Annotated in this window: 20 protein-coding genes and 1 tRNA gene; 13 read left to right on the top strand and 8 right to left on the bottom strand. The window is 37.0% G+C overall.

Annotated elements, in window-relative coordinates; genetic code table 11:
- Window positions 1-47: 47 nt before the first annotated feature.
- The 7 genes from ACYT6F_RS08715 to gap all read left to right on the top strand — a co-directional run bounded on the left by ACYT6F_RS08715 (window position 48) and on the right by gap (window position 5,765).
- Entirely contained in the window at window positions 48-1,307 is a 1,260-nt protein-coding gene (locus ACYT6F_RS08715) for a putative DNA modification/repair radical SAM protein (RefSeq protein ID WP_472600800.1), read from the top strand.
- Between the two features lie 75 nt (window positions 1,308-1,382).
- Window positions 1,383-1,604, top strand: a complete 222-nt coding sequence (locus ACYT6F_RS08710; protein ID WP_472600799.1) for a type II toxin-antitoxin system ParD family antitoxin — start codon at window positions 1,383-1,385, stop codon at window positions 1,602-1,604.
- Window positions 1,604-1,897 (top strand): type II toxin-antitoxin system RelE/ParE family toxin, encoded by a 294-nt coding sequence (locus ACYT6F_RS08705; RefSeq protein ID WP_472600798.1) that lies wholly within the window; start codon window positions 1,604-1,606, stop codon window positions 1,895-1,897. Before ACYT6F_RS08710 ends, ACYT6F_RS08705 begins: the two co-directional genes overlap by 1 nt.
- Window positions 1,898-1,967: 70 nt before the next feature.
- Complete coding sequence (locus tag ACYT6F_RS08700; RefSeq protein ID WP_472600797.1) at window positions 1,968-2,726, top strand: TIGR03915 family putative DNA repair protein; 759 nt, start codon at window positions 1,968-1,970, stop codon at window positions 2,724-2,726.
- Between the two features lie 62 nt (window positions 2,727-2,788).
- Complete coding sequence (locus ACYT6F_RS08695) at window positions 2,789-3,661, top strand: DUF4846 domain-containing protein (protein WP_472600796.1); 873 nt, start codon at window positions 2,789-2,791, stop codon at window positions 3,659-3,661.
- 80 nt (window positions 3,662-3,741) lie between these two features.
- The gene (pfkA, locus tag ACYT6F_RS08690; RefSeq protein ID WP_472600795.1) at window positions 3,742-4,728 is read left to right on the top strand and encodes a 6-phosphofructokinase; all 987 of its coding nucleotides are present in this window, start codon (window positions 3,742-3,744) and stop codon (window positions 4,726-4,728) included.
- Between the two features lie 29 nt (window positions 4,729-4,757).
- On the top strand, window positions 4,758-5,765 hold the full coding sequence (gene gap / locus ACYT6F_RS08685) for a type I glyceraldehyde-3-phosphate dehydrogenase (protein WP_472600794.1): 1,008 nt from the start codon (window positions 4,758-4,760) through the stop codon (window positions 5,763-5,765).
- Between the two features lie 66 nt (window positions 5,766-5,831).
- Here gap and ACYT6F_RS08680 read toward each other — a convergent pair whose 3' ends face one another.
- A complete protein-coding gene (locus ACYT6F_RS08680) occupies window positions 5,832-7,559 on the bottom strand; it encodes a hypothetical protein (RefSeq protein WP_472600793.1) in 1,728 nt (575 codons plus the stop codon).
- Between the two features lie 205 nt (window positions 7,560-7,764).
- On the opposite strand from ACYT6F_RS08680, the gene ACYT6F_RS08675 reads away from it, so the two are divergent.
- From ACYT6F_RS08675 to htpG, 3 genes are all read left to right on the top strand, one after another.
- The gene (locus tag ACYT6F_RS08675; RefSeq protein WP_472600792.1) at window positions 7,765-8,967 is read left to right on the top strand and encodes an oxygenase MpaB family protein; all 1,203 of its coding nucleotides are present in this window, start codon (window positions 7,765-7,767) and stop codon (window positions 8,965-8,967) included.
- A 191-nt stretch (window positions 8,968-9,158) separates the two neighbouring features.
- Window positions 9,159-10,160, top strand: coding sequence for a recombinase RecA (gene recA / locus ACYT6F_RS08670; protein ID WP_169232226.1), 1,002 nt, complete (start codon window positions 9,159-9,161; stop codon window positions 10,158-10,160).
- A 273-nt stretch (window positions 10,161-10,433) separates the two neighbouring features.
- On the top strand, window positions 10,434-12,326 hold the full coding sequence (gene htpG, locus ACYT6F_RS08665) for a molecular chaperone HtpG (protein WP_472600791.1): 1,893 nt from the start codon (window positions 10,434-10,436) through the stop codon (window positions 12,324-12,326).
- Between the two features lie 165 nt (window positions 12,327-12,491).
- On the opposite strand, the gene ACYT6F_RS08660 is transcribed toward htpG, so the two are convergent.
- The gene (locus ACYT6F_RS08660) at window positions 12,492-12,788 is read right to left on the bottom strand and encodes an MGMT family protein (RefSeq protein ID WP_472600790.1); all 297 of its coding nucleotides are present in this window, start codon (window positions 12,786-12,788) and stop codon (window positions 12,492-12,494) included.
- Window positions 12,789-13,040: 252 nt separating this feature from the next.
- Between ACYT6F_RS08660 and ACYT6F_RS08655 the strand changes: the two genes are divergently transcribed.
- Entirely contained in the window at window positions 13,041-13,187 is a 147-nt protein-coding gene (locus ACYT6F_RS08655) for a hypothetical protein (RefSeq protein WP_472600789.1), read from the top strand.
- A gap of 225 nt (window positions 13,188-13,412) precedes the next feature.
- On the opposite strand, the gene ACYT6F_RS08650 is transcribed toward ACYT6F_RS08655, so the two are convergent.
- The 4 genes from ACYT6F_RS08650 to ACYT6F_RS08635 all read right to left on the bottom strand — a co-directional run bounded on the left by ACYT6F_RS08650 (window position 13,413) and on the right by ACYT6F_RS08635 (window position 16,592).
- Entirely contained in the window at window positions 13,413-14,387 is a 975-nt protein-coding gene (locus ACYT6F_RS08650) for a deoxyhypusine synthase family protein (protein WP_283421813.1), read from the bottom strand.
- A gap of 26 nt (window positions 14,388-14,413) precedes the next feature.
- A complete protein-coding gene (locus ACYT6F_RS08645; RefSeq protein ID WP_472600788.1) occupies window positions 14,414-15,055 on the bottom strand; it encodes a hypothetical protein in 642 nt (213 codons plus the stop codon).
- A 101-nt stretch (window positions 15,056-15,156) separates the two neighbouring features.
- Window positions 15,157-15,549: an alternative ribosome rescue aminoacyl-tRNA hydrolase ArfB gene (gene arfB, locus ACYT6F_RS08640; protein WP_472600787.1), complete on the bottom strand. Its 393-nt coding sequence runs from the start codon at window positions 15,547-15,549 to the stop codon at window positions 15,157-15,159.
- Between the two features lie 23 nt (window positions 15,550-15,572).
- A complete protein-coding gene (locus tag ACYT6F_RS08635) occupies window positions 15,573-16,592 on the bottom strand; it encodes an AMP-binding protein (RefSeq protein ID WP_472600786.1) in 1,020 nt (339 codons plus the stop codon).
- Between the two features lie 99 nt (window positions 16,593-16,691).
- Here ACYT6F_RS08635 and ACYT6F_RS08630 point away from each other — a divergent pair.
- Together ACYT6F_RS08630 and ACYT6F_RS08625 are read left to right on the top strand one after the other, a co-directional pair.
- A tRNA-Gln gene (locus tag ACYT6F_RS08630) sits at window positions 16,692-16,762 on the top strand.
- Between the two features lie 230 nt (window positions 16,763-16,992).
- Window positions 16,993-18,516: an alpha/beta fold hydrolase gene (locus tag ACYT6F_RS08625; protein WP_472600785.1), complete on the top strand. Its 1,524-nt coding sequence runs from the start codon at window positions 16,993-16,995 to the stop codon at window positions 18,514-18,516.
- 143 nt (window positions 18,517-18,659) lie between these two features.
- Here the strand turns inward: ACYT6F_RS08625 and ACYT6F_RS08620 are convergent, their stop codons facing one another.
- Both ACYT6F_RS08620 and ACYT6F_RS08615 read right to left on the bottom strand, forming a co-directional pair.
- On the bottom strand, window positions 18,660-18,866 hold the full coding sequence (locus ACYT6F_RS08620) for a hypothetical protein (protein ID WP_472600784.1): 207 nt from the start codon (window positions 18,864-18,866) through the stop codon (window positions 18,660-18,662).
- A gap of 9 nt (window positions 18,867-18,875) precedes the next feature.
- Window positions 18,876-19,172 carry a helix-turn-helix domain-containing protein gene (locus tag ACYT6F_RS08615; RefSeq protein ID WP_472600783.1) on the bottom strand — a complete coding sequence of 99 codons (297 nt, stop codon included), beginning with the start codon at window positions 19,170-19,172 and terminating at the stop codon, window positions 18,876-18,878.
- Window positions 19,173-19,214 lie beyond the last annotated feature (42 nt).

Here is a 19,214-nt window from a genome sequence, read left to right as displayed (position 1 = left end):
ATTTGAACCATTCATCTTATTCAACTTTAAGATAATCAATTAACAATATGAATTTTGACCGCCTGAAAGAAAAGCTTGAAATCCTTGCTGACGCAGCGAAATACGATGTATCCTGCTCCTCAAGCGGAGGTACGAGAAAAAATAAAAAAGGTGCTTTAGGAGACAGTTCCGTAAGTGGAATCTGCCATACTTATACCGAGGACGGTCGTTGTGTTTCACTTTTAAAAATTCTGCTTACCAATCATTGTATTTATGATTGTGCCTATTGTGTTTCCAGAAGTTCGAATGATATCAAAAGAGCAGCTTTTACAGTAGAGGAAGTAGTGGATCTTACCATTAATTTTTACAGAAGAAATTATATCGAAGGGTTGTTTCTTAGCTCAGGGATTTTCAAAAATGCAGACACCACGATGGAACGTCTGGTGAGAGTAGCTAAAAAGCTTCGTCTTGAAGAAAATTTCAACGGTTATATTCATTTAAAATCTATTCCCGGGGCAAGTGATGAACTGATGCAGGAAGCCGCATTGTATGCAGACCGATTATCCATTAATCTTGAAATCCCCACGGAAAGCGGACTAAAACTTCTGGCTCCTGAAAAAAACAGGCAGGACATGATCAACCCGATGCGGTATATTCAGAAGGGTATTGATCAGTATAAGGATGAAAAAAAGATTTTCAGGAAGGTTCCTAAATTTGCTCCGGCGGGACAGTCTACACAGATGATTGTAGGCGCTACCAACGAAAATGATCTTCAGATCATTAAAGTAGCGGATCATTTTTATAAAAATTTTAATCTGAAAAGAGTGTATTATTCGGGATACGTGCCGGTTTTGGAAGATAAGCGGCTCCCCTCTTTAACGACAGAAGTTCCGATGCTCCGCGAGAACAGATTGTATCAATCCGACTGGCTCATGAGATTTTACGGATTTAAAGCAGAAGAAATCCTGGATCCGAACATGCCTTTCCTTGATCTTGAAATGGATCCCAAAATGAGCTGGGCGTTAAGACATCTCGATCAGTTTCCTGTTAATCTTCAGACTGCCGATTACCAGATGATTTTAAGAATTCCCGGGATTGGTGTGAAAACAGCCAAAAAAATTGTTAGCGCGAGACGTTTTCAGGTTCTTACGATGGATCATCTAAGCAAACTGGGAGCTGCTGTGAACCGCGCCCGGTATTTTATCGACTTTAATGCCGGAAATGCTTACCTAAAATATTTAACGGATAAAAATTTCAGGAGGTTGCTTATTGGCGGAAGTTCTTCCAAATTTCATAATCAGTTTTCGCAACAACTGACTTTGTTTTAAAGCCATCTATATTTAAATTCATGTCCAATTTTGCTAAATATGGATATATTTTGTAATTTCGAAAAAAGATTAACAATGAATGTCAGTTTTACAAAAAAGCAGGAAGATTATATTGCAGAACAGATACAATCGGGAGATTTTCAGAATGCCAGTGAAGTGGTACGGGATGCGTTGCGACTACACGAAGTATACCGTCATCGAATCATAGAAGAGCTGAAAGCTGAAATTGAAAAAGGCTGGAATAACAAAAGTTCCCGATCTATAAAGGATATTATTGAATCTAAGAAGAAAAAATAATGCCTGAAAATTACATCTTATCCGAAGCAGCGGATAAAGATCTGGAAAACATTTTTGATTACACATTAAATAATTTTGGTTTTAATCAGGATGAAAAATATCTTTTGGAGATCGAAGAAGTTTTTCAAATTTTAATCCTACATCCAGAATCAGGCAAAGTACGAAATGAAATAAAAGAAGGTTTATATAGTGTTCCGAAAGATAATCATATTATTTTTTACAGAATTTTGGATAAATATATACATATTGTAAGAGTACTGCATGGAAGCAGAGATCTCCCGAACTATTTTTAAACCTTGTTTCAGATTACAAATACATTTCAAATTGTTACATTGTTCAATTACTAAATTGTTATATTAAAAAATGACCACCCTACTCTACGACGGAAGTTTCGACGGACTTTTCACCGCAGTATTTGAGGTTTTTGAGTACCGTTATAAGGATGTGGAAATTATCAGCAGGGAACGGTTTCATCAGGAAAATATCTTTGCTGAAATTCATGAAGTGATTACGCAGAATGATAAATCCGAAAGGGTTTTAAATAAACTCGAAGCAAACATCGGCAAGCAGGGCATTCATGAGCTGCTGAAAGTATATTTATCGGAAGAGCCTGAGGCCGAACAGCTCATTTTATCCGCGGTAAGGCAATCCATAAAATATCCTGATGAAAATATTCTTCAGAATTACGCTGATGAAGCTATTTTAAAGATCGCTAAAATCTGCAAATCTGTCAGTCGGGAACGGCACAGGATGACCGCTTTTGTCCGTTTTGAAAAAATGCAGGACGATGTGTTTTTTGCTAAAATCGATCCCGATTTCAATGTGCTCCCATTGATTCGCAAACATTTTAAAGACCGCTATCAGGATCAGAAATGGATGATTTACGATTTGCGCAGAAATTACGGGATTATTTATGATCTTGAAACCTGCGACTTCTTCTATCCTGATGAGAAAATTGACCTCAACAAATATGAGCAGAAATTTCATGATCAGGAAAAAAACTATCAGACGTTGTGGCAGCGGTATTTTACCAAAACCAATATTGTTGAAAGGAAGAATCTGAAACTGCATGTTCAGCATGTGCCCAAGCGATACTGGAAATATTTAACGGAAAAGTGGTAACCATTCAGCTCGCAGCAAATCTGATTTTAGAATTATTTATATCTTTCGGACAAATATAAACCATGAAAAAAATTATTTGGGGAATTAGTTTCTTATTATTAATCAGCAGCTGTAGCGAGAAAAAAGCAGAGAATAAAAATTCAACCAAAATAAATGAAGATTCTCAATATATTCAACTGAAAATCAATAAGAACAAAAACACCATAAAAGAAAGATTTCCGGCTCCGGAAGGCTACGAGTGGGTAGAAGAATGGCCTGGTTCTTTCGGATATTTTATTGAACAATTTCCCTTAAAGCCATACAGAAGTCCCATTCTGAGATATGACGGTAATAAAATCGGAACACAGCACCTTCATGAAGCGGTTTTTGATCTCGATACCGGAAACAGAGATCTTCAGCAGTGTGCTGATGCTGTTATTCGGCTAAGAGCAGAATATTTATTTAAAACCAAAAAATTTGATACAATACAGTTTCATTTTACCAGCGGTGATCTCGTTTCCTGGAATGACTATAAAAACGGGATAAGAGCTTTTGTAAACGGCAGCTCTGTGAGTTTCAGAAAAACTGCTGGATTTGATGATTCCTATACTAATTTTAGAAGTTATCTGGACCTGATTTTCAACTATGCAGGAACGATATCATTAAACAAGGAAACACTGCCTGTAACTGACAACAGAAAGCTCAAAACCGGAGATATCCTGATTACACCCGGAAGTCCCGGCCACGTGGTTTTCATTTCCGGAGTATGCACAAATAAGAAGGGTGAAAAACTATATCTCCTGGGAGAAGGTTTCACACCTGCACAATCTGTTCATATTATTTCGAATCCTTTCCGGAAAACAATTTCACCATGGTATCAGCTGGATGTTGATGCGCCGGAAATTGCTACGGCAAGATATCTTTTCAGATCAGCAAATTTTAGACATTTTAAATAATGAATATCCAAAACTCTTCTCAACATACTGTTATTATCTGAACTTGTTTTTGTAAATTTGTGTTCGAAACTTTTTACTAGATGAAAGAGAGTGCTGTAAAAAAAATTGCAGTTCTTACCTCTGGAGGTGATTCTCCGGGTATGAATGCAGCATTAAGGGCGGTAGTGAGAACCGCAAATTATTACAATATCGAATGCTACGGAGTTAGAGAAGGCTATAACGGTCTTATCAACGGAGATTTCCTTAAAATGGGCCCCCGTTCCGTAAAAAATATAATCAATCAGGGCGGAACGATTCTGAAATCTGCCAGATCCATGGAATTTAGAACCAAAGAAGGCCGCCAGAAAGCTTACGACAATTGCGTGAAGCTGGGTATCGACGGATTGGTATGCATTGGTGGTGACGGAACCTTTACGGGAGCCAAAATTTTTAATAAAGAATTCGGAATCAGAGTAATCGGGATACCGGGAACCATTGATAATGATATCTTCGGAACCGATAATACGATCGGCTATGATACTGCTTTAAATACAGCCATGGAAGCGATTGACAAAATCCGTGATACGGCGACCTCCCACAACAGGGTTTTCTTTGTAGAAGTAATGGGCCGCGATGCAGGGTTTATTGCATTGAACAGCGGATTGGCAACAGGGGCACTGGATATTTTAATCCCTGAAAGAAAAGACAGCATTGATGAGCTCTTCAATAATTTCAGAAATGCTGAAAAAACAGGAAAAGCATCCAGTATTGTGGTGGTAGCTGAAGGTGAAAAATTAGCAAACGTTTATGAACTTGCTGAAAAAACCAAGCAGGAATTCCCGGATTATGATATTCGTGTTGCTGTTTTGGGACACATGCAGAGAGGAGGCTCACCAAGCTGTGCCGACAGGGTTTTGGCAAGCCGACTGGGCTATGGTGCCGTAACAGGACTGATGGAAGGACAAAATAATGTAATGGCAGGGATGCGTTCTAATGACCTGGTATATACACCAATTGAAGAAGCCATTAAAAAACACAATGAAATCAATAAAGATCTTCTGTTGATTTCAGAAATTTTAGCAATCTAATATTTTAATATAATTTAAAACAAACTATTATGTCAACAATTAAAGTAGGTATCAACGGGTTTGGTAGAATCGGACGTCTTGTGTTCAGAGCAATGACTGAGAGAGATAATATCGAAGTAGTAGGAATCAATGACCTGATCAATGCAGAATACATGGCTTATATGCTGAAGTATGACTCTGTACACGGTATCTTCCCTGGAGAAGTTTCTGTAGAAGGAAATGACCTTGTGGTGAACGGAAAAAAAATCAGAGTAACTGCAGAGAGAGACCCGAACAACCTAAAATGGAACGAAATCGGTGCTGACTACATCGTTGAATCTACAGGTTTATTCTTAGATAAAGAAAATGCTGCAAAGCACATCAACGCCGGTGCTAAAAAAGTAATCCTTTCTGCACCTTCTAAGGACGATACACCAATGTTCGTAATGGGTGTAAACCATACTGAACTTACTGACGATATCAAAATTTTATCAAACGCATCTTGTACAACAAACTGTTTAGCACCTTTGGCTAAAGTAATCCACGATAACTTCGGAATCGTAGAAGGTTTGATGACTACCGTACACGCTACAACAGCAACTCAAAAAACAGTTGATGGCCCTTCCATGAAAGACTGGAGAGGTGGTAGAGCTGCTCTTAATAACATTATCCCTTCTTCTACTGGTGCTGCCAAAGCGGTAGGAAAAGTAATTCCATCATTAAACGGAAAATTAACAGGAATGTCTTTCAGAGTACCTACTGTTGACGTTTCTGTAGTGGATTTAACGGTAAGATTGGAAAAAGCTACTTCTTACGACGAAATCTGTGCTGCTATCAAAGCTGCTTCTGAAGGTGAATTGAAAGGTATTTTAGGATACACTGAAGATGCGGTAGTTTCTCAGGATTTCGTAGGAGACAAGAGAACTTCGATCTTCGACAAGGATGCAGGTATTATGCTTTCTCCTAATTTTGTAAAACTTGTTTCATGGTATGATAATGAAATGGGTTATTCTAATAAATTGGTAGATATGTTGGTACACGCTGCTTCTTTATCGTAAGTAATAAGCGATCAGCAGAGTAATATAAAACCTTCCCGGTTGGGAAGGTTTTTTCATTTACTTAGATTATTTATTTATTGCTTTGTTTCCTATGGAGAATTTATAACCGAACTGAAATTGGTAAAAGGCCTGATTATTATCGCCTCCTTTATAATTATAAGTGATTAACCTTGTAAATATCGCCTGATTCGGGTTTCCATTAGGATGGTAAAATATTTCAGCTTCGTTTTTCACAACAGGGATGTAATGAGGTAAAGCAACATTCAGATTAGAATTAAAATTCTGATAATCAAAACTGGAAATCTCAAATTTATAAGAAAGTCCGAAATTATTAAATCTATTGGTACATAACTGGACGCCACCCCCAAAACTCATAGCTTTGATGCTCTTGGGATCCTTCTGTTCTTTTGTTCCCATATTTACTTCAGAAAGATTATAATTAATCAGCCCGTACAGACTAAAAATTACAGGAGCATTTTTATGCTGCCATTTAAAAACATCAGCCTGTAAACCCATGCTTAAAAAGCGTTTTTCTATAAGATCAAGTTTTGTTACCAATTCATAACCATCAGTACCACTCACATTGTAAATCGGCACATATCTTCCCGCATCACCAAATCTTGCATAGCTGACATTCGGAGAAATCGTAGGAAAAAATTCTACCTGCCCTAACGTCTTCCTGCTTCCAAATAAACGCAACGGATAAGGAAAAAGATAAAATTTAGCTTTCCCTTCTATTTGGGCCAGCCCGTTCTGTGTTTCACCAAATAAAGCTAAAAAATCGGTATAAGCGCGTAATTCTACAATCTTTTCGAGGTATGTTTTTTGCTTTATCTGATATGTAGCCTGTGTACTGACATTGGTTTTCCGGCCTTCTACATCATTCCTTGGCAATTCAACCGTTAAATCCTGCGGAATATAATGATTTCCCACCTGATAACTATATCCCATCACGTCGGTTACCTTTACGTATAGAGTTCCCATTTTTTTATCCAGATACCTCGTCTCTTCCGTCACATCATTCTTTTTAAGAGAGTACAGATAATATAGAAACTTACTTTTTCCGTACTGAGAATAAAATAATACACTTAGACCTATCTGATTTGTAAAAACATGGGTGTCTCCGTTCATATCTTCAACGTAAACCACAATATCATGAAAATAGCCATCCCGGATTTCTACTCCAAGTTTTTTAAATTTATATTCATCTTCAGATACCTCTTCCATATCCTCGCGATAAAACCTGAATTTTTGTCCGTCTTTCGGGATTGTAATATCCCCTAAATAATTTTCTTTCCCAATATCTGCCAAAAGACTTTTTAGCAATTCCGTTTCAGTTGACTTGTTCTTAAAAAGGTCTTCGTCAACAATTTTGTTTTCCCCAAAATAAAGATAGGTTTTAGAAGGAGCCTGCTCTTCGGATAACCCGTTTTCAGTTTTGTATTCTTTTATAAATACAAAAAGCTTATCCAGCTTTACGGTATCTATTTTTTCAAAATTCTGCATATAAGATTTTAAGCTCATTGCCACATGGTAAATACTATCAGTTTTCTGTTTCTGATCCTGAATTTCCTGTTGCTTCTTCTGAACATCGTCAAACTCCTTTTTAGGTGATACATAGGCGATTGCTGATTTCAGTTCATCGAACTCTTTCCTGAGATCTATAAGCTTTTTATTAGATTCAGCAAAACTCTTTTCAAGTCTTGACACTCTTTCATCATTTATATTTTCCTGTGCATTAACATACTTTATCTGAAAAATCAGAATGCAAAGTATTAATAGTTTTGTTTTCATGATTGTATAATTTATTAAGGTTAAAAGTTTCACTGCGGAACAGAGGTCAGGCAAAGGCATATGGCACTGATTAATTGTTTTTTAATTTCAAATTTTGGAATTTTAAGAACACAAAAAAATTACCCGTTTGTGGTATTTTTCAGTAAGCCTGATTAGATGAATGACAAATCTCACCTTCCTTTTTCGGCGTAAAACTTGTACTTTTATGTTAATGGAAACCACCAATATACAGCCTCGTTTTAAAGACTCCCCGCATTTTAAAGACTTCTGGACAAAAGGCAACGGAAAACTGCTGATCGATTTTTCAGGCGCTGAAGTAAACTTTAAAGAATTTGAAAAATTTTCACCTTATTTTTATCATGTTGATGAAACAGGAGACCGGGTTGTAAAAGATGTTTATTTTTCTAAAAGCTTTCGTGAAGCATCGGAAGAAATAGAAGAATATATTCGAAAAGGCATTTCCAAAAGTAAAGATATTCCGGAAAGTGCCAGGCAAATGTTTTCCCAGACAGAAACAATTCCCGAATGGCTGGATTACAGCTTATTAAAAAGCGGTGCCGAACTCTGCATGAGGGCTAACCTCGATTCTCTCATTTCCCTTCGGGATTACTGCCTGATGGGAGGATATGATTTTGCTTACCTGAACAAACCGCTTATTATAACCGAAGCTTTAAAGAAAGGTGCCGTTAAAAGACTTTCGGAAACGCTTGATTTTTGGGTAAATGTTACCCGATACAATGCGCTGGAACTTCATAAAAAAGGTTACGAATTCGCCATTAAAACAAGGTTAATCCATTCCTATGCAAGACTTTCTATCAGGAAGCATTATAAAAACTGGGATACGGAACATTGGGGTGAACCCATTAATTCGTGGGATATGATGGCTACCTATATCGGTTTTAGCCTTGTATTTCTGCACAGCCTTCATAAGCTTGGGAACACGTTTTCCCAAGAAGAGGAAGAAGGGCTTTTCCATCTGTGGAAATATGTAGGTTACCTTCTGGGAATTCCGGAAAAACTTTTACCGGACAATAAAAAGCAGGCTGCCGAATTTTTCTATATGTGGACTTCCATTCAGCCGCCTGCAGATAAAGACTCGGTTCTTCTTGCCCATTCTTTATTAAACGAAACTCTTGAGAACCCTATTTTAAAATATAAATTTCAAAGGAAAAACCTCCGTTACCTCCATATTTCCTGCACCTGGTTTTTACTGGATGACGATATATGCAAAAGACTGCAGATTCCTGAGATAAGACACAAAAATGCCTTTCCGGTTACAAAAAAAATGATTAACAAAATTTACAATAAAATAGTGAGCCGGGAGCGCAGAATCCGGAAAGGAAACAAAGACCAGATGAAAGTACTGAAAGACTATCTCAGCATTACCGACAATTCAGTTTTTCATTAGTAAACATCTGATAGTCTTGATGATTCACATATGGAGAGATTAAAAAAAACAACTTTGTCCGGAAATTAAAAAATGAATTGCCGTATTAAAATTTTATCATTTTTTTAACTATAAAAACTAGTTTTAATGGTATGCAATATTAGTTTTTCAGTGTATTTTTTTGTATTTTTGATAAATTATTTAAACAACAGATGAGTAATATAGACGACAAGAAAAAAGCACTGGCACTGGTGCTTGACAAGCTAGATAAAACGTACGGAAAAGGAACGGTAATGACCCTGGGCGACAGCTCTGTGGACAATACCATTGAAGTAATTCCTTCCGGATCATTAGGATTGGATATCGCTCTTGGAGTAGGCGGTTATCCGAGAGGAAGAATCATTGAGATCTACGGTCCTGAATCTTCCGGTAAAACAACATTAACCCTTCATGCGATTGCAGAAGCTCAGAAAGCCGGCGGAATTGCTGCCTTTATCGATGCAGAGCATGCTTTCGACAGAACATATGCTGCAAAATTAGGAATCGATCTGGAAAATCTTATCATTTCCCAACCGGATAACGGGGAGCAGGCTTTGGAAATTGCCGACAACCTGATCCGTTCCGGAGCTATTGATATCGTAGTTATTGACTCGGTTGCAGCACTTACACCAAAAGCGGAAATTGAAGGCGAAATGGGAGATTCAAAAATGGGTCTTCATGCAAGATTGATGTCTCAGGCTTTGAGAAAACTAACGGCAACGATTTCAAGAACAAAATGTACCGTAATTTTCATTAACCAGCTGAGAGAAAAAATCGGGGTGATGTTCGGAAATCCTGAAACAACAACCGGTGGTAATGCCTTGAAATTCTATGCTTCCGTAAGAGTAGATATCAGAAAAGCAAGCGCACCGATTAAAAATGGTGATGAAGCTGTCGGTAGCCGCGTAAAAGTGAAAATTGTAAAAAATAAAGTTGCTCCACCTTTCAAACAGGCAGAATTTGACATCATGTACGGAGAAGGAGTTTCCAAAACCGGAGAAATCCTGGATCAGGCTGTAGAACAGGGAATCGTAAAGAAAAGCGGATCCTGGTTCAGCTATGAAGATACAAAGCTTGGACAGGGCCGTGATGCAGTGAAAGATGTGTTGAAAGACAATCCTGAACTTTCCGAAGAGCTTGAAAATAAAATCAAGGAAGAATTAAAAAACAAATAATTTTTTGATTTTAAATATTAAAAGACAGTCTGAAAAGGCTGTCTTTTTAGTTTTAAGCGGAAAATATTCTGTCAGTGTGAAATGCTTTCTGATGAATAATGATTGTTCTTGTTTATTGAACCACCCTTCAAAACTATTGAATTTTAAACACTCTTCCGCAGGTGTGGAAATAAGCATTTTCACTAATTTCCAATATAAAAATGTCAAAATGTCAGTTTTTCCTCAAACGGTATTTTTTTTGAGAAATAAAAGCAAAAATCAAAACTAAATATTATGACTAAAGGAAATATTAATGTATCAGTGGAAAATATTTTTCCCTTAATTAAAAAATTTCTTTACAGTGACCACGAAATATTCTTAAGAGAATTGATCTCCAATGCAACGGATGCGACTTTGAAATTAAAGCACTTAACAAGCATCGGAGAAGCAAAGGTTGAATACGGGAATCCGAAAATTGAAGTGAAGATCGATAAAGAGAACAAGATGCTTCATATTATCGATCAGGGAATCGGGATGACCGGTGAGGAGGTTGAAAAATACATCAATCAGGTAGCGTTTTCGGGAGCTGAAGAGTTTTTGGAAAAATATAAGGACACTGCAAAAGATTCCGGGATTATCGGACATTTCGGACTTGGATTCTATTCTGCGTTTATGGTGGCCGAAAAAGTTGAAATTCTGACAAAATCCTATAAGAATGAGTCTGCAGTTCGATGGATCTGCGACGGAAGTCCTGAATTTACTTTAGAAGAAACAACAGATAAAACAGAGCGTGGAACAGAAATCATCCTTCATATTGCTGAAGATTCTGTTGAATTCCTTGAAGAAGCAAAAATCCGTGAACTGTTGTTGAAATATAACAAATTCATGCCTGTTCCTATTAAATTCGGAACAAAAACACATACGCTGCCTTTACCGGAAGATGCGCCGGAAGATGCTGTTGCAGAAACAGAGGAAGTCGACAATATCATTAACAATCCGACTCCGGCATGGACTATCGCTCCAAGCGAACTGACAAACGAAGATTACATGAAATTCTATCATGAATTGTATCCGATGCAGTTTGAGGAGCCTTTATTTAACATCCATCTGAATGTTGATTACCCGTTCAACCTTACCGGAATTTTATTCTTCCCTAAACTGAGCAACAATTTAAATATTGAAAAAGATAAGATCCAACTGTACCAAAACCAGGTTTTTGTAACCGATGAGGTAAAAGGTATTGTTCCGGATTTCTTAATGCTTCTTCGTGGGGTGATTGATTCTCCGGATATTCCGTTGAATGTTTCCCGTTCATACCTGCAGGCAGACGGTGCAGTAAAGAAAATTTCTTCTTATATCACTAAGAAAGTGGCCGACAAAATGTCGTCTCTGATCAACGAGAACCGTGAAGATTACGAAAAGAAATGGAATGACATCAAAGTCGTTATTGAATACGGAATCGTTACGGAAGAAAAATTTGCCGAAAAATCGGATAAATTTACCCTTTACCCAACTACGGACGGAAAATATTTCTTATGGAATGAATTAGAAGAAAAAATTAAGCCTAATCAAACCGATAAAGACGGTAACCTCATCGTTCTTTACGCTTCCAATGCAGATGAACAACACAGCTATATCCAGGCAGCAAAAGATAAAGGATATGAAGTGCTTCTTTTAGACTCACCAATCATTCCTCACGTAATCCAGAAACTGGAAACTTCAAAAGAAAAAATTTCTTTTGCAAGAGTAGACGCTGATCACATCAATAATCTGATCAAAAAAGACGAGCCTGTTATTGCTAAATTAAATGAAACGGAAAAAGAATCATTAAAAAAATCTGTTGAAGAATCGATCACCGATAAGAAGTTTACCGTTCAGCTTGAAGATCTCGACAGTACGGACGCCCCATTCACCATTACACAGCCTGAATTCATGAGGAGGATGAAAGATATGCAGGCAACCGGCGGCGGCGGAATGTTCGGCATGGGAGGATTCCCGGAAATGTATAATCTTGTGGTTAATTCCAACAGTGAATTTGCAGGTCAAATTCTGAAAGCAGAAAATACAGAAGAAAAAGCAGGTCTGATTCAGCATGCTCTGGATCTGGCAAAACTTTCCCAGAATTTATTGAAAGGAAAAGAATTGACAGATTTTATCCAGCGAAGCTATAAACAATTGGAAAAATAATTTGATTTTATAATTGGTTTCGGGGCGACAAAGTCGCCCCGAAACTTTTTTATTATTTTTGGATGGCATTAATATTTTAGGTGATTGGATTCGCATCCAATCCTGATATAGATCGCCACTTCGTGGCTCCGGGTTGCTGAAAACAGTAATTCCCGATTTAATAAATCACAATTCCAGCATCGGGTCCCAAAATAATTTCTTGAAATCCTTAATCCTCAAATTTTCGACAACAATTCCTTCGGCTTCCAGCCTTTGCTGAAATTCCGGGACCGATAACCTTCCTGAACCTGAAATGACACGATGCGCAGGGACATTCGGCGGACAGCCTCCCATTGCTTTCCCCACATGCCGCGAATGGTTGGGAAATCCTACTGCTTTGGCTATCGCGCCATAGCTGGTTATTCTTCCTTTGGGAACCAGTTTTGTAATTTCCCAGACCTGTTGTTTAAAAACTTCATTCATAATAAAGGATCATTAGTCAAAAGTAATAAAATTGTACTACTTCAGGTAATTACTTATCATAGATCAAGATTCAACTCATTTCTATTTTGTACATTTATTACATAATCAAAGTGAATTTAAAAATATACGGAAACCCGTACATAGTGTGATGAAGTGTTAAAAATTGCCTGCAGAAATGCGGGCGATTTTATTTGCTGACACTGATAGTGTATCATTGCATAATTTTTGAATATCAACATAAAAATATCTGCTATGAAAAAATCATTTTTCCGTTGGCTGAACAAAGTCAATAAAGCGGTACTTCCGAAACTAAGCAATAAAGATCCCAATAAGCTGACAAAGATCCAAAAAGGAATTTTAGCCTACCGGTATTTTGTGCTGGTAAATTCCCTGGACTGATTTGCGTGAGGGATACGGAGGGTGCGAGCGCAGCGAGCAGTCTCTTGAGACCGGAACGAAGTGGAGCCCGGAGAAGCCCGACCTGAGCCTTTGCATTGGTGCTGCGAAGGTCACGCCATTGTTAAAATAATATCGTTGATTATGGATTTCCTCATTACAGTAAACAAAAAAACGTCCCAGAAATTGGAACGTTTATATAAATTAAGCTTTAAACTTTTTCTCTGCTTATGAATTTTCTAAGATATAAGAGAACATCAATGGTGCACAAATCGTTGCATCACTTTCAACGATAAATTTCGGTGTAGTGATATCAAGCTTACCCCAAGTAATTTTCTCATTAGGAACCGCTCCGGAATATGAACCGTAAGAAGTGGTAGAATCTGAGATCTGGCAGAAATATGACCAGAAAGGTATATCATGCATTTCCATATCCTGATACAGCATCGGCACAACACAAATCGGGAAATCGCCAGCAATACCTCCTCCGATCTGGAAGAAACCTACTCCTTTTCCTGAAGAGTTCTTTGTATACCAGTCTGCAAGATATGCCATGTATTCGATCCCGGATTTCATGGTAGAAAATTTAAGTTCTCCTTTGATGCAGTATGATGCAAAAATATTACCCATAGTAGAATCTTCCCATCCCGGAACAACGATCGGCAGGTTTTTCTCTGCTGCAGCGATCATCCATGAGTTTTCTCTAGGAATTTCGTAATACTGCTCAAGGACTCCCGAAAGGATCATTTTGTACATATATTCGTGAGGGAAATATCTCTCTCCTTTGGTATCGGCATCTTTCCAGATTTCATAGATGTGTTTCTGCAGTCTTCTGAAAGCTTCTTCTTCAGGAATACAGGTATCTGTAACCCTGTTAAGCCCTCTTTCCAAAAGACCCCATTCTTCCTGCGGCGTAAGGTCTCTGTAATGAGGAACTCTTTCGTAGTGAGAGTGCGCTACAAGATTCATCAGATCTTCTTCAAGATTGGCTCCTGTACAAGAGATAAAATCTACCTTGTCCTGACGGATCATTTCTGCAAGAATTTTTCCTAATTCTGCCGTAGACATAGCCCCTGCCAGTGTAATCATCATTTTCCCGCCATCCTTAAGATGCGCCACATATCCTTTTGAAGCATCTACCAATGCCGCTGCATTAAAGTGCAGATAATACTTTTCTATGAATTCAGTAATCGGTTTGCTCATTTAATTATTTTTTGCAAAGATAAAACTTAAAAACGGAATGTAGCCGCTGCACTCAAAGAAACTCTGTGTAAACCTTCTTTTTGATCTTCACCAAAATCATAGGTCACACCGTCAATTTTCATTTTATTAAGCGTTCCTGCCGTAAGCCCGAGCTTTGGCCCGATCAGAATATTTTTTGTGATCTGGTACTGATAGGCAAAATTAAGTTCGGCTCCTAAATTAGACCCTGTTCCTTTCACATTTGCCGTTTTAGTGCTGTACGAAATTACGCCCAAACCTACGTCAACAAACATTTTATGCCTTGTCTGCTCCGTAAAATTGGAAATCATAATAGCAGGACCGAAAAAATTAATCTGGTCTTTTGTGGTTACCGGAACCGATACAAGCATATTATTCACATACCCTGAAATATATCCGTTACTGGAAGCGCTGAAATTGGAATATTTTAGCCCGACAGATACAATAGGATTTACCTGATAGTATGCAGAAATATCGAAATTCATTCCGCTTTTTAGTCCTTTTACATATTCTTCTTCATCCCTGGAAAGACCCGGAGCCGTTTTGGCTGTTCTCCAGGCATAACCTACCGATGGAATAATTGAAAATTTCTGTGCAGATGAAAATGCCGCTATAGAAACAAATGCGGCCGCAAAAAGTTTTCTGATCATTAGTTTACTATTTTGGCGCAAAAATATAGTATTAAAGTGAATTATCAATAGAAAAGAAAAATTTTAACACCCACCGCAGCCAAAATACAACTGCAGTTCAGTTAATACCTGAATTTCCGGTTCTCTTTTTTATCAGACAGCTTCTTCTTGGTATCCAGCCGTTTTTGTTTTTGTGATTTTGAGGGTTTTGTAGCCAGCCTTTTTTTAGGAATAATCAGCGCTTTGTCAACAAGCTCAAGGATTTTTTCGATGGCTCTGGTTTTATTCATCAGCTGGGTTCTGGTTTCGGATACCGTTAAAAACAGAAAACCTTCGGCATTGATCCTGTTGTTCAGTTTATGATGGATACGATCTTTCTGTTCGTCGTTAAAAAACCCCGACTCGGAAACTTTCCAGAGAACCGTTACAGAAGTTTCAACCTTATTGACGTTCTGACCTCCTGCTCCGCTGCTGCGGGAAGTTTTAAAGGTCAGCTCTTTTGAAAAATCTTTCATAATTTATCGAATGTATTAATCGGCTACAGTCTGTTTTTTAGTTCTACCCTGTTAATCTTGCCGTTTGGTGTTCTTGGAATCCTTTCTGTAAAAATAATTTCTTTGGGTCTGTAAAAACTTTTTTCAAAAGGTATGGCTGCAATTTTATCAATAATAACCCGGGATTCTTGTCCTTCAATAACCAGTATCAACTTTTGTCCCAAAATTTCATCTTCTCTTGCTGTAAAGACTACTTCATTCGGAATTTCTTTTTTTACTAAAGCTTCCAGCTGTTCCGGAAAAATTTTAGCCCCACCGGAATTAATTACGTTGTCAATTCTTCCTAAAAACCTGAACTGGTTATTATTTTTAATTTCAACTAAATCATTAGTCTGCAATACTTCCGCATTAAGATGTGGTGCAAAAATTTTTAAACATCCTCTTTCATCCGTGGAAATATCAACATTTTCAAAAGCGGTGAAAAAAGATTCTGAAACAGGGTAAATCTGTTTCAGAGCGATATGGGAAAGTGTTTCTGACATTCCGTAGGTCTCAAAAATCTTTTGAGTTCCTCCCGATCCGAGTGTATCAAAAATTTTATTTTTTAAGCTTTCTGAAACGGCAGCTCCTCCGATAATTATATTTTTTATCCAATGTAACTGATGTAAGGAGTTTTCTACCTGAAGCGGCGTCATGGCACAAAAGTCTATTTCTTCACTGATATTCTCCAAGGGTTTTACTGTAGGATTTGTAATGATGAGTTTAAGATTTTTTACAATAGAGCGTACTGTCATCATTTTTCCCGAGATATACTCAACCGGAAGGCATAGCAAAGCCGTATCACCTTCTTTCAATCCTAAAAAGTTACAGGTCATTTCAGCAGAAGCGATCATTTTATCTTTTTCGATTTCAAAAATCTTCGGAGTTCCGGTAGAACCTGAGGTCTGCACCTGTACCGTTTTTTCATCTGAAAACCATTTTTCCAGAAAAGCTCTGATTTTCTTTTCAAATTCGGTTTCGGATGGTAATTGATTCATATTGAGATTTTTGAAGTCTATCAGCATAATGGTCGCAAATAAAGGAAATGTAAATTTAAAAAAAACTTGAAAAAGTTCTTGCAAATAATTAAAAAAGCTGTAAATTTGCACCACTCAAACAGAGATAGACTCATGGTGTAGCGGTAACACTACTGATTTTGGTTCAGTCATCTGGGGTTCGAATCCCTGTGAGTCTACATTTAAGGAGAAACGATCAATGTGATTGTTTCTCTTTTTTTTGCACCAAAGTTGATAAAATTCCATCAAACAGTTGTTGTTGGAAAAATCTTTATTTACATCAGATTAAAAAATGAAAAAAAAGACTTTTATACTAATATGTTTATTATTACATATATTATTCTACTCTCAAATTACAATTCAGGGTAAAGTAAAAAATATTCAAGGTGAAGCTTTACCATATTGCAATATGGGTATAAAAGATACAGATATTGGTTCTTTCACGAACAGATCCGGAGATTATAAGATCACAGTCCCAAAAGAATTTCAAGACAAATCAATTGTTTTCCAGGCAGAAGGCTATGCGGAAAACACTAAAACAATATCTGAATTACAGCAGAATGCTGATGTTTATCTTGATTTAAAAATGAAAAACATCCAGGAAGTTGTGTTGGAAGGAAAAAAGTTGAAAGAGAAAACTATCGGACAAAAATCACATCCAATTTTAACTTTCTCGAAAATGTTTGATAAAAATACGCTTACAGTTGAGCAGGGAAATATTTTTGATATTTATAAGAAAACAAAGTTAAAATCATTTAGTTTTCATATCATGCCAAGTTCCAGGTTTGAAAATATAACGCTAAAACTGAATATTTATGACGTTAAAAATGGCCTGCCCAATCACTCACTTCTAAATGAAAACATCATCTTTAAAACTTCTACAACCGGCTGGCAAAATATAGAATTGTCTAATTACAGGCTAATCTTCAATAATTTAGATAAAATTGCGATCACTTTACAGCTGTTGGAATATGAACCCTTAAAAGATTCAGATTTTGTTTTTGGAATTTCAGCGAAAAAGTCTCTTTCGAAAAATTTATTGTTCAGACACCAAAGTCAGTCGCAATGGGATACCCGTGACGGAACCTTTCTTTCAAATATTAATGTCGGCTACAATAATAAAGGTATAAATACTGTTGAAAAGAGCGATGATAAAAATGACTCTGAGTTAACAGACGAAGAGAAAAATTTAGTTACTTTTTACGAAGCACGAGAAGATGCAAAAAAGACTGTTTATGGAAAAAATCCGGAAGGTAAATTTATTAAGCTTCCTGATGCAAATATTTATTACGAAGAATACGGAACCGGTGAACCTTTAATCTTATTAGAAGGAAACAATGGAATTATTTCGGATTTCTATCATCAGATTTCTTATTTCTCAAAATATTTTCACGTGATTGCCATAGATACCAGAAATCAGGGTAAAAGCCAGGATCTTTCAAAAGCTGATTATGGTTATGAAAAATTAGCTGATGATTTATTCCAGATTGTAGATCAACTAAAACTTGGGAAAGTAAACATTCTGGGCTGGAGTGATGGTGGAATTACAGGTTTACTATTTAGCGCCAAAAACCCGATAATGGTAAATAAACTTGTAGTCATTGGCGCCAATACCAATCCAAAAGGTGTTGATGATGCATTTATTGATTCTATCAGGAAGAGATACGACAATTCAGGTGACCTTTCGGAAAAAAGACGATTAAACTTAATGATCAATCATCCGAATATACATTCAAATGATTTAGAAAAAATAGAAAACCCTGTTTTGGTAATTGCGGGAAGTAATGACCTGGTAAAGATCGAAGACACAAAACTAATTCACAAAAATATTCCAAATTCAGTATTGCTGGTGGTGCCGAATACCACTCATAATGTCCCATTAGAAAAGCCAGACTTTGTCAATGAGCAAATATTCAATTTTTTAAAAAAATAATTAGAATAATATAACGTAAACCGAAAAGTTGAGGACAGAGTGCAGGGTATTTAATTGTGTGCAAAAGCTGACTGCATAACGGAAAAAAGATATTCTGCACAAACTCTTGAATGAAAACAGAAACCGGGGATACTTATTTGTTTTTATTTCTTCTGAACCGAACGGTAATAATTTCCGATATTCACGGCAATAGAAATCACGAAACCTCTTACCAATGACCAAAACAAAATTTCATTGACATTGTCTTTGGTAAAATCATCATCATTGTAAAAATTAATGTCAATAAAAAACAGCACAACTGTCACTGCCAAAGCCCCTAGTACTATAATCCCTATTCTTCTCAGATCCATTTTAATTATTTAATTTTGAAGGTCGTCCGGTACGGATATTCCTTTTTTCTTCATATATTCCAGCAGTCCCTGATATTTTTCTTCGTAGTCATTGCTCCCGCACTTATCTGAAATACTGCATATTTCGGAAGGTTTGATCCCTAAAATATCGGAAATTTTAGTAAGAATTTCCAGGTTGATTTTCACTTTAGAGTTTTCAATATCAGAGTATGCTTTCTGAGATATCCCCATCTCAAAAGCCATATATTCCTGGGTAAAATCCTTGCTCCTGCGGATTTTCCTTATGTTTTGACCACATATTTTCATACCATGCCGTTTTAGAAGTTTTCAGTATAATTTAGAAGTATA

The organism is Chryseobacterium sp. NG-CE01 (assembly GCF_055695505.1).
This window is presented reverse-complemented; position numbering and strand designations above follow the sequence as displayed.

What these genes read in the sequence shown, in the direction of transcription:
- ACYT6F_RS08715 (WP_472600800.1), top strand. Translation starts at nt 48, where the DNA reads ATGAATTTTGACCGCCTGAAAGAAAAGCTTGAAATCCTTGCTGACGCA.
- ACYT6F_RS08710 (WP_472600799.1), top strand. Translation starts at nt 1,383, where the DNA reads ATGAATGTCAGTTTTACAAAAAAGCAGGAAGATTATATTGCAGAACAG.
- ACYT6F_RS08705 (WP_472600798.1), top strand. Translation starts at nt 1,604, where the DNA reads ATGCCTGAAAATTACATCTTATCCGAAGCAGCGGATAAAGATCTGGAA.
- ACYT6F_RS08700 (WP_472600797.1), top strand. Translation starts at nt 1,968, where the DNA reads ATGACCACCCTACTCTACGACGGAAGTTTCGACGGACTTTTCACCGCA.
- ACYT6F_RS08695 (WP_472600796.1), top strand. Translation starts at nt 2,789, where the DNA reads ATGAAAAAAATTATTTGGGGAATTAGTTTCTTATTATTAATCAGCAGC.
- pfkA (WP_472600795.1), top strand. Translation starts at nt 3,742, where the DNA reads ATGAAAGAGAGTGCTGTAAAAAAAATTGCAGTTCTTACCTCTGGAGGT.
- gap (WP_472600794.1), top strand. Translation starts at nt 4,758, where the DNA reads ATGTCAACAATTAAAGTAGGTATCAACGGGTTTGGTAGAATCGGACGT.
- ACYT6F_RS08680 (WP_472600793.1), bottom strand. Translation starts at nt 7,559, where the DNA reads ATGAAAACAAAACTATTAATACTTTGCATTCTGATTTTTCAGATAAAG.
- ACYT6F_RS08675 (WP_472600792.1), top strand. Translation starts at nt 7,765, where the DNA reads ATGTTAATGGAAACCACCAATATACAGCCTCGTTTTAAAGACTCCCCG.
- recA (WP_169232226.1), top strand. Translation starts at nt 9,159, where the DNA reads ATGAGTAATATAGACGACAAGAAAAAAGCACTGGCACTGGTGCTTGAC.
- htpG (WP_472600791.1), top strand. Translation starts at nt 10,434, where the DNA reads ATGACTAAAGGAAATATTAATGTATCAGTGGAAAATATTTTTCCCTTA.
- ACYT6F_RS08660 (WP_472600790.1), bottom strand. Translation starts at nt 12,788, where the DNA reads ATGAATGAAGTTTTTAAACAACAGGTCTGGGAAATTACAAAACTGGTT.
- ACYT6F_RS08655 (WP_472600789.1), top strand. Translation starts at nt 13,041, where the DNA reads ATGAAAAAATCATTTTTCCGTTGGCTGAACAAAGTCAATAAAGCGGTA.
- ACYT6F_RS08650 (WP_283421813.1), bottom strand. Translation starts at nt 14,387, where the DNA reads ATGAGCAAACCGATTACTGAATTCATAGAAAAGTATTATCTGCACTTT.
- ACYT6F_RS08645 (WP_472600788.1), bottom strand. Translation starts at nt 15,055, where the DNA reads ATGATCAGAAAACTTTTTGCGGCCGCATTTGTTTCTATAGCGGCATTT.
- arfB (WP_472600787.1), bottom strand. Translation starts at nt 15,549, where the DNA reads ATGAAAGATTTTTCAAAAGAGCTGACCTTTAAAACTTCCCGCAGCAGC.
- ACYT6F_RS08635 (WP_472600786.1), bottom strand. Translation starts at nt 16,592, where the DNA reads ATGCTGATAGACTTCAAAAATCTCAATATGAATCAATTACCATCCGAA.
- ACYT6F_RS08625 (WP_472600785.1), top strand. Translation starts at nt 16,993, where the DNA reads ATGGGTATAAAAGATACAGATATTGGTTCTTTCACGAACAGATCCGGA.
- ACYT6F_RS08620 (WP_472600784.1), bottom strand. Translation starts at nt 18,866, where the DNA reads ATGGATCTGAGAAGAATAGGGATTATAGTACTAGGGGCTTTGGCAGTG.
- ACYT6F_RS08615 (WP_472600783.1), bottom strand. Translation starts at nt 19,172, where the DNA reads ATGAAAATATGTGGTCAAAACATAAGGAAAATCCGCAGGAGCAAGGAT.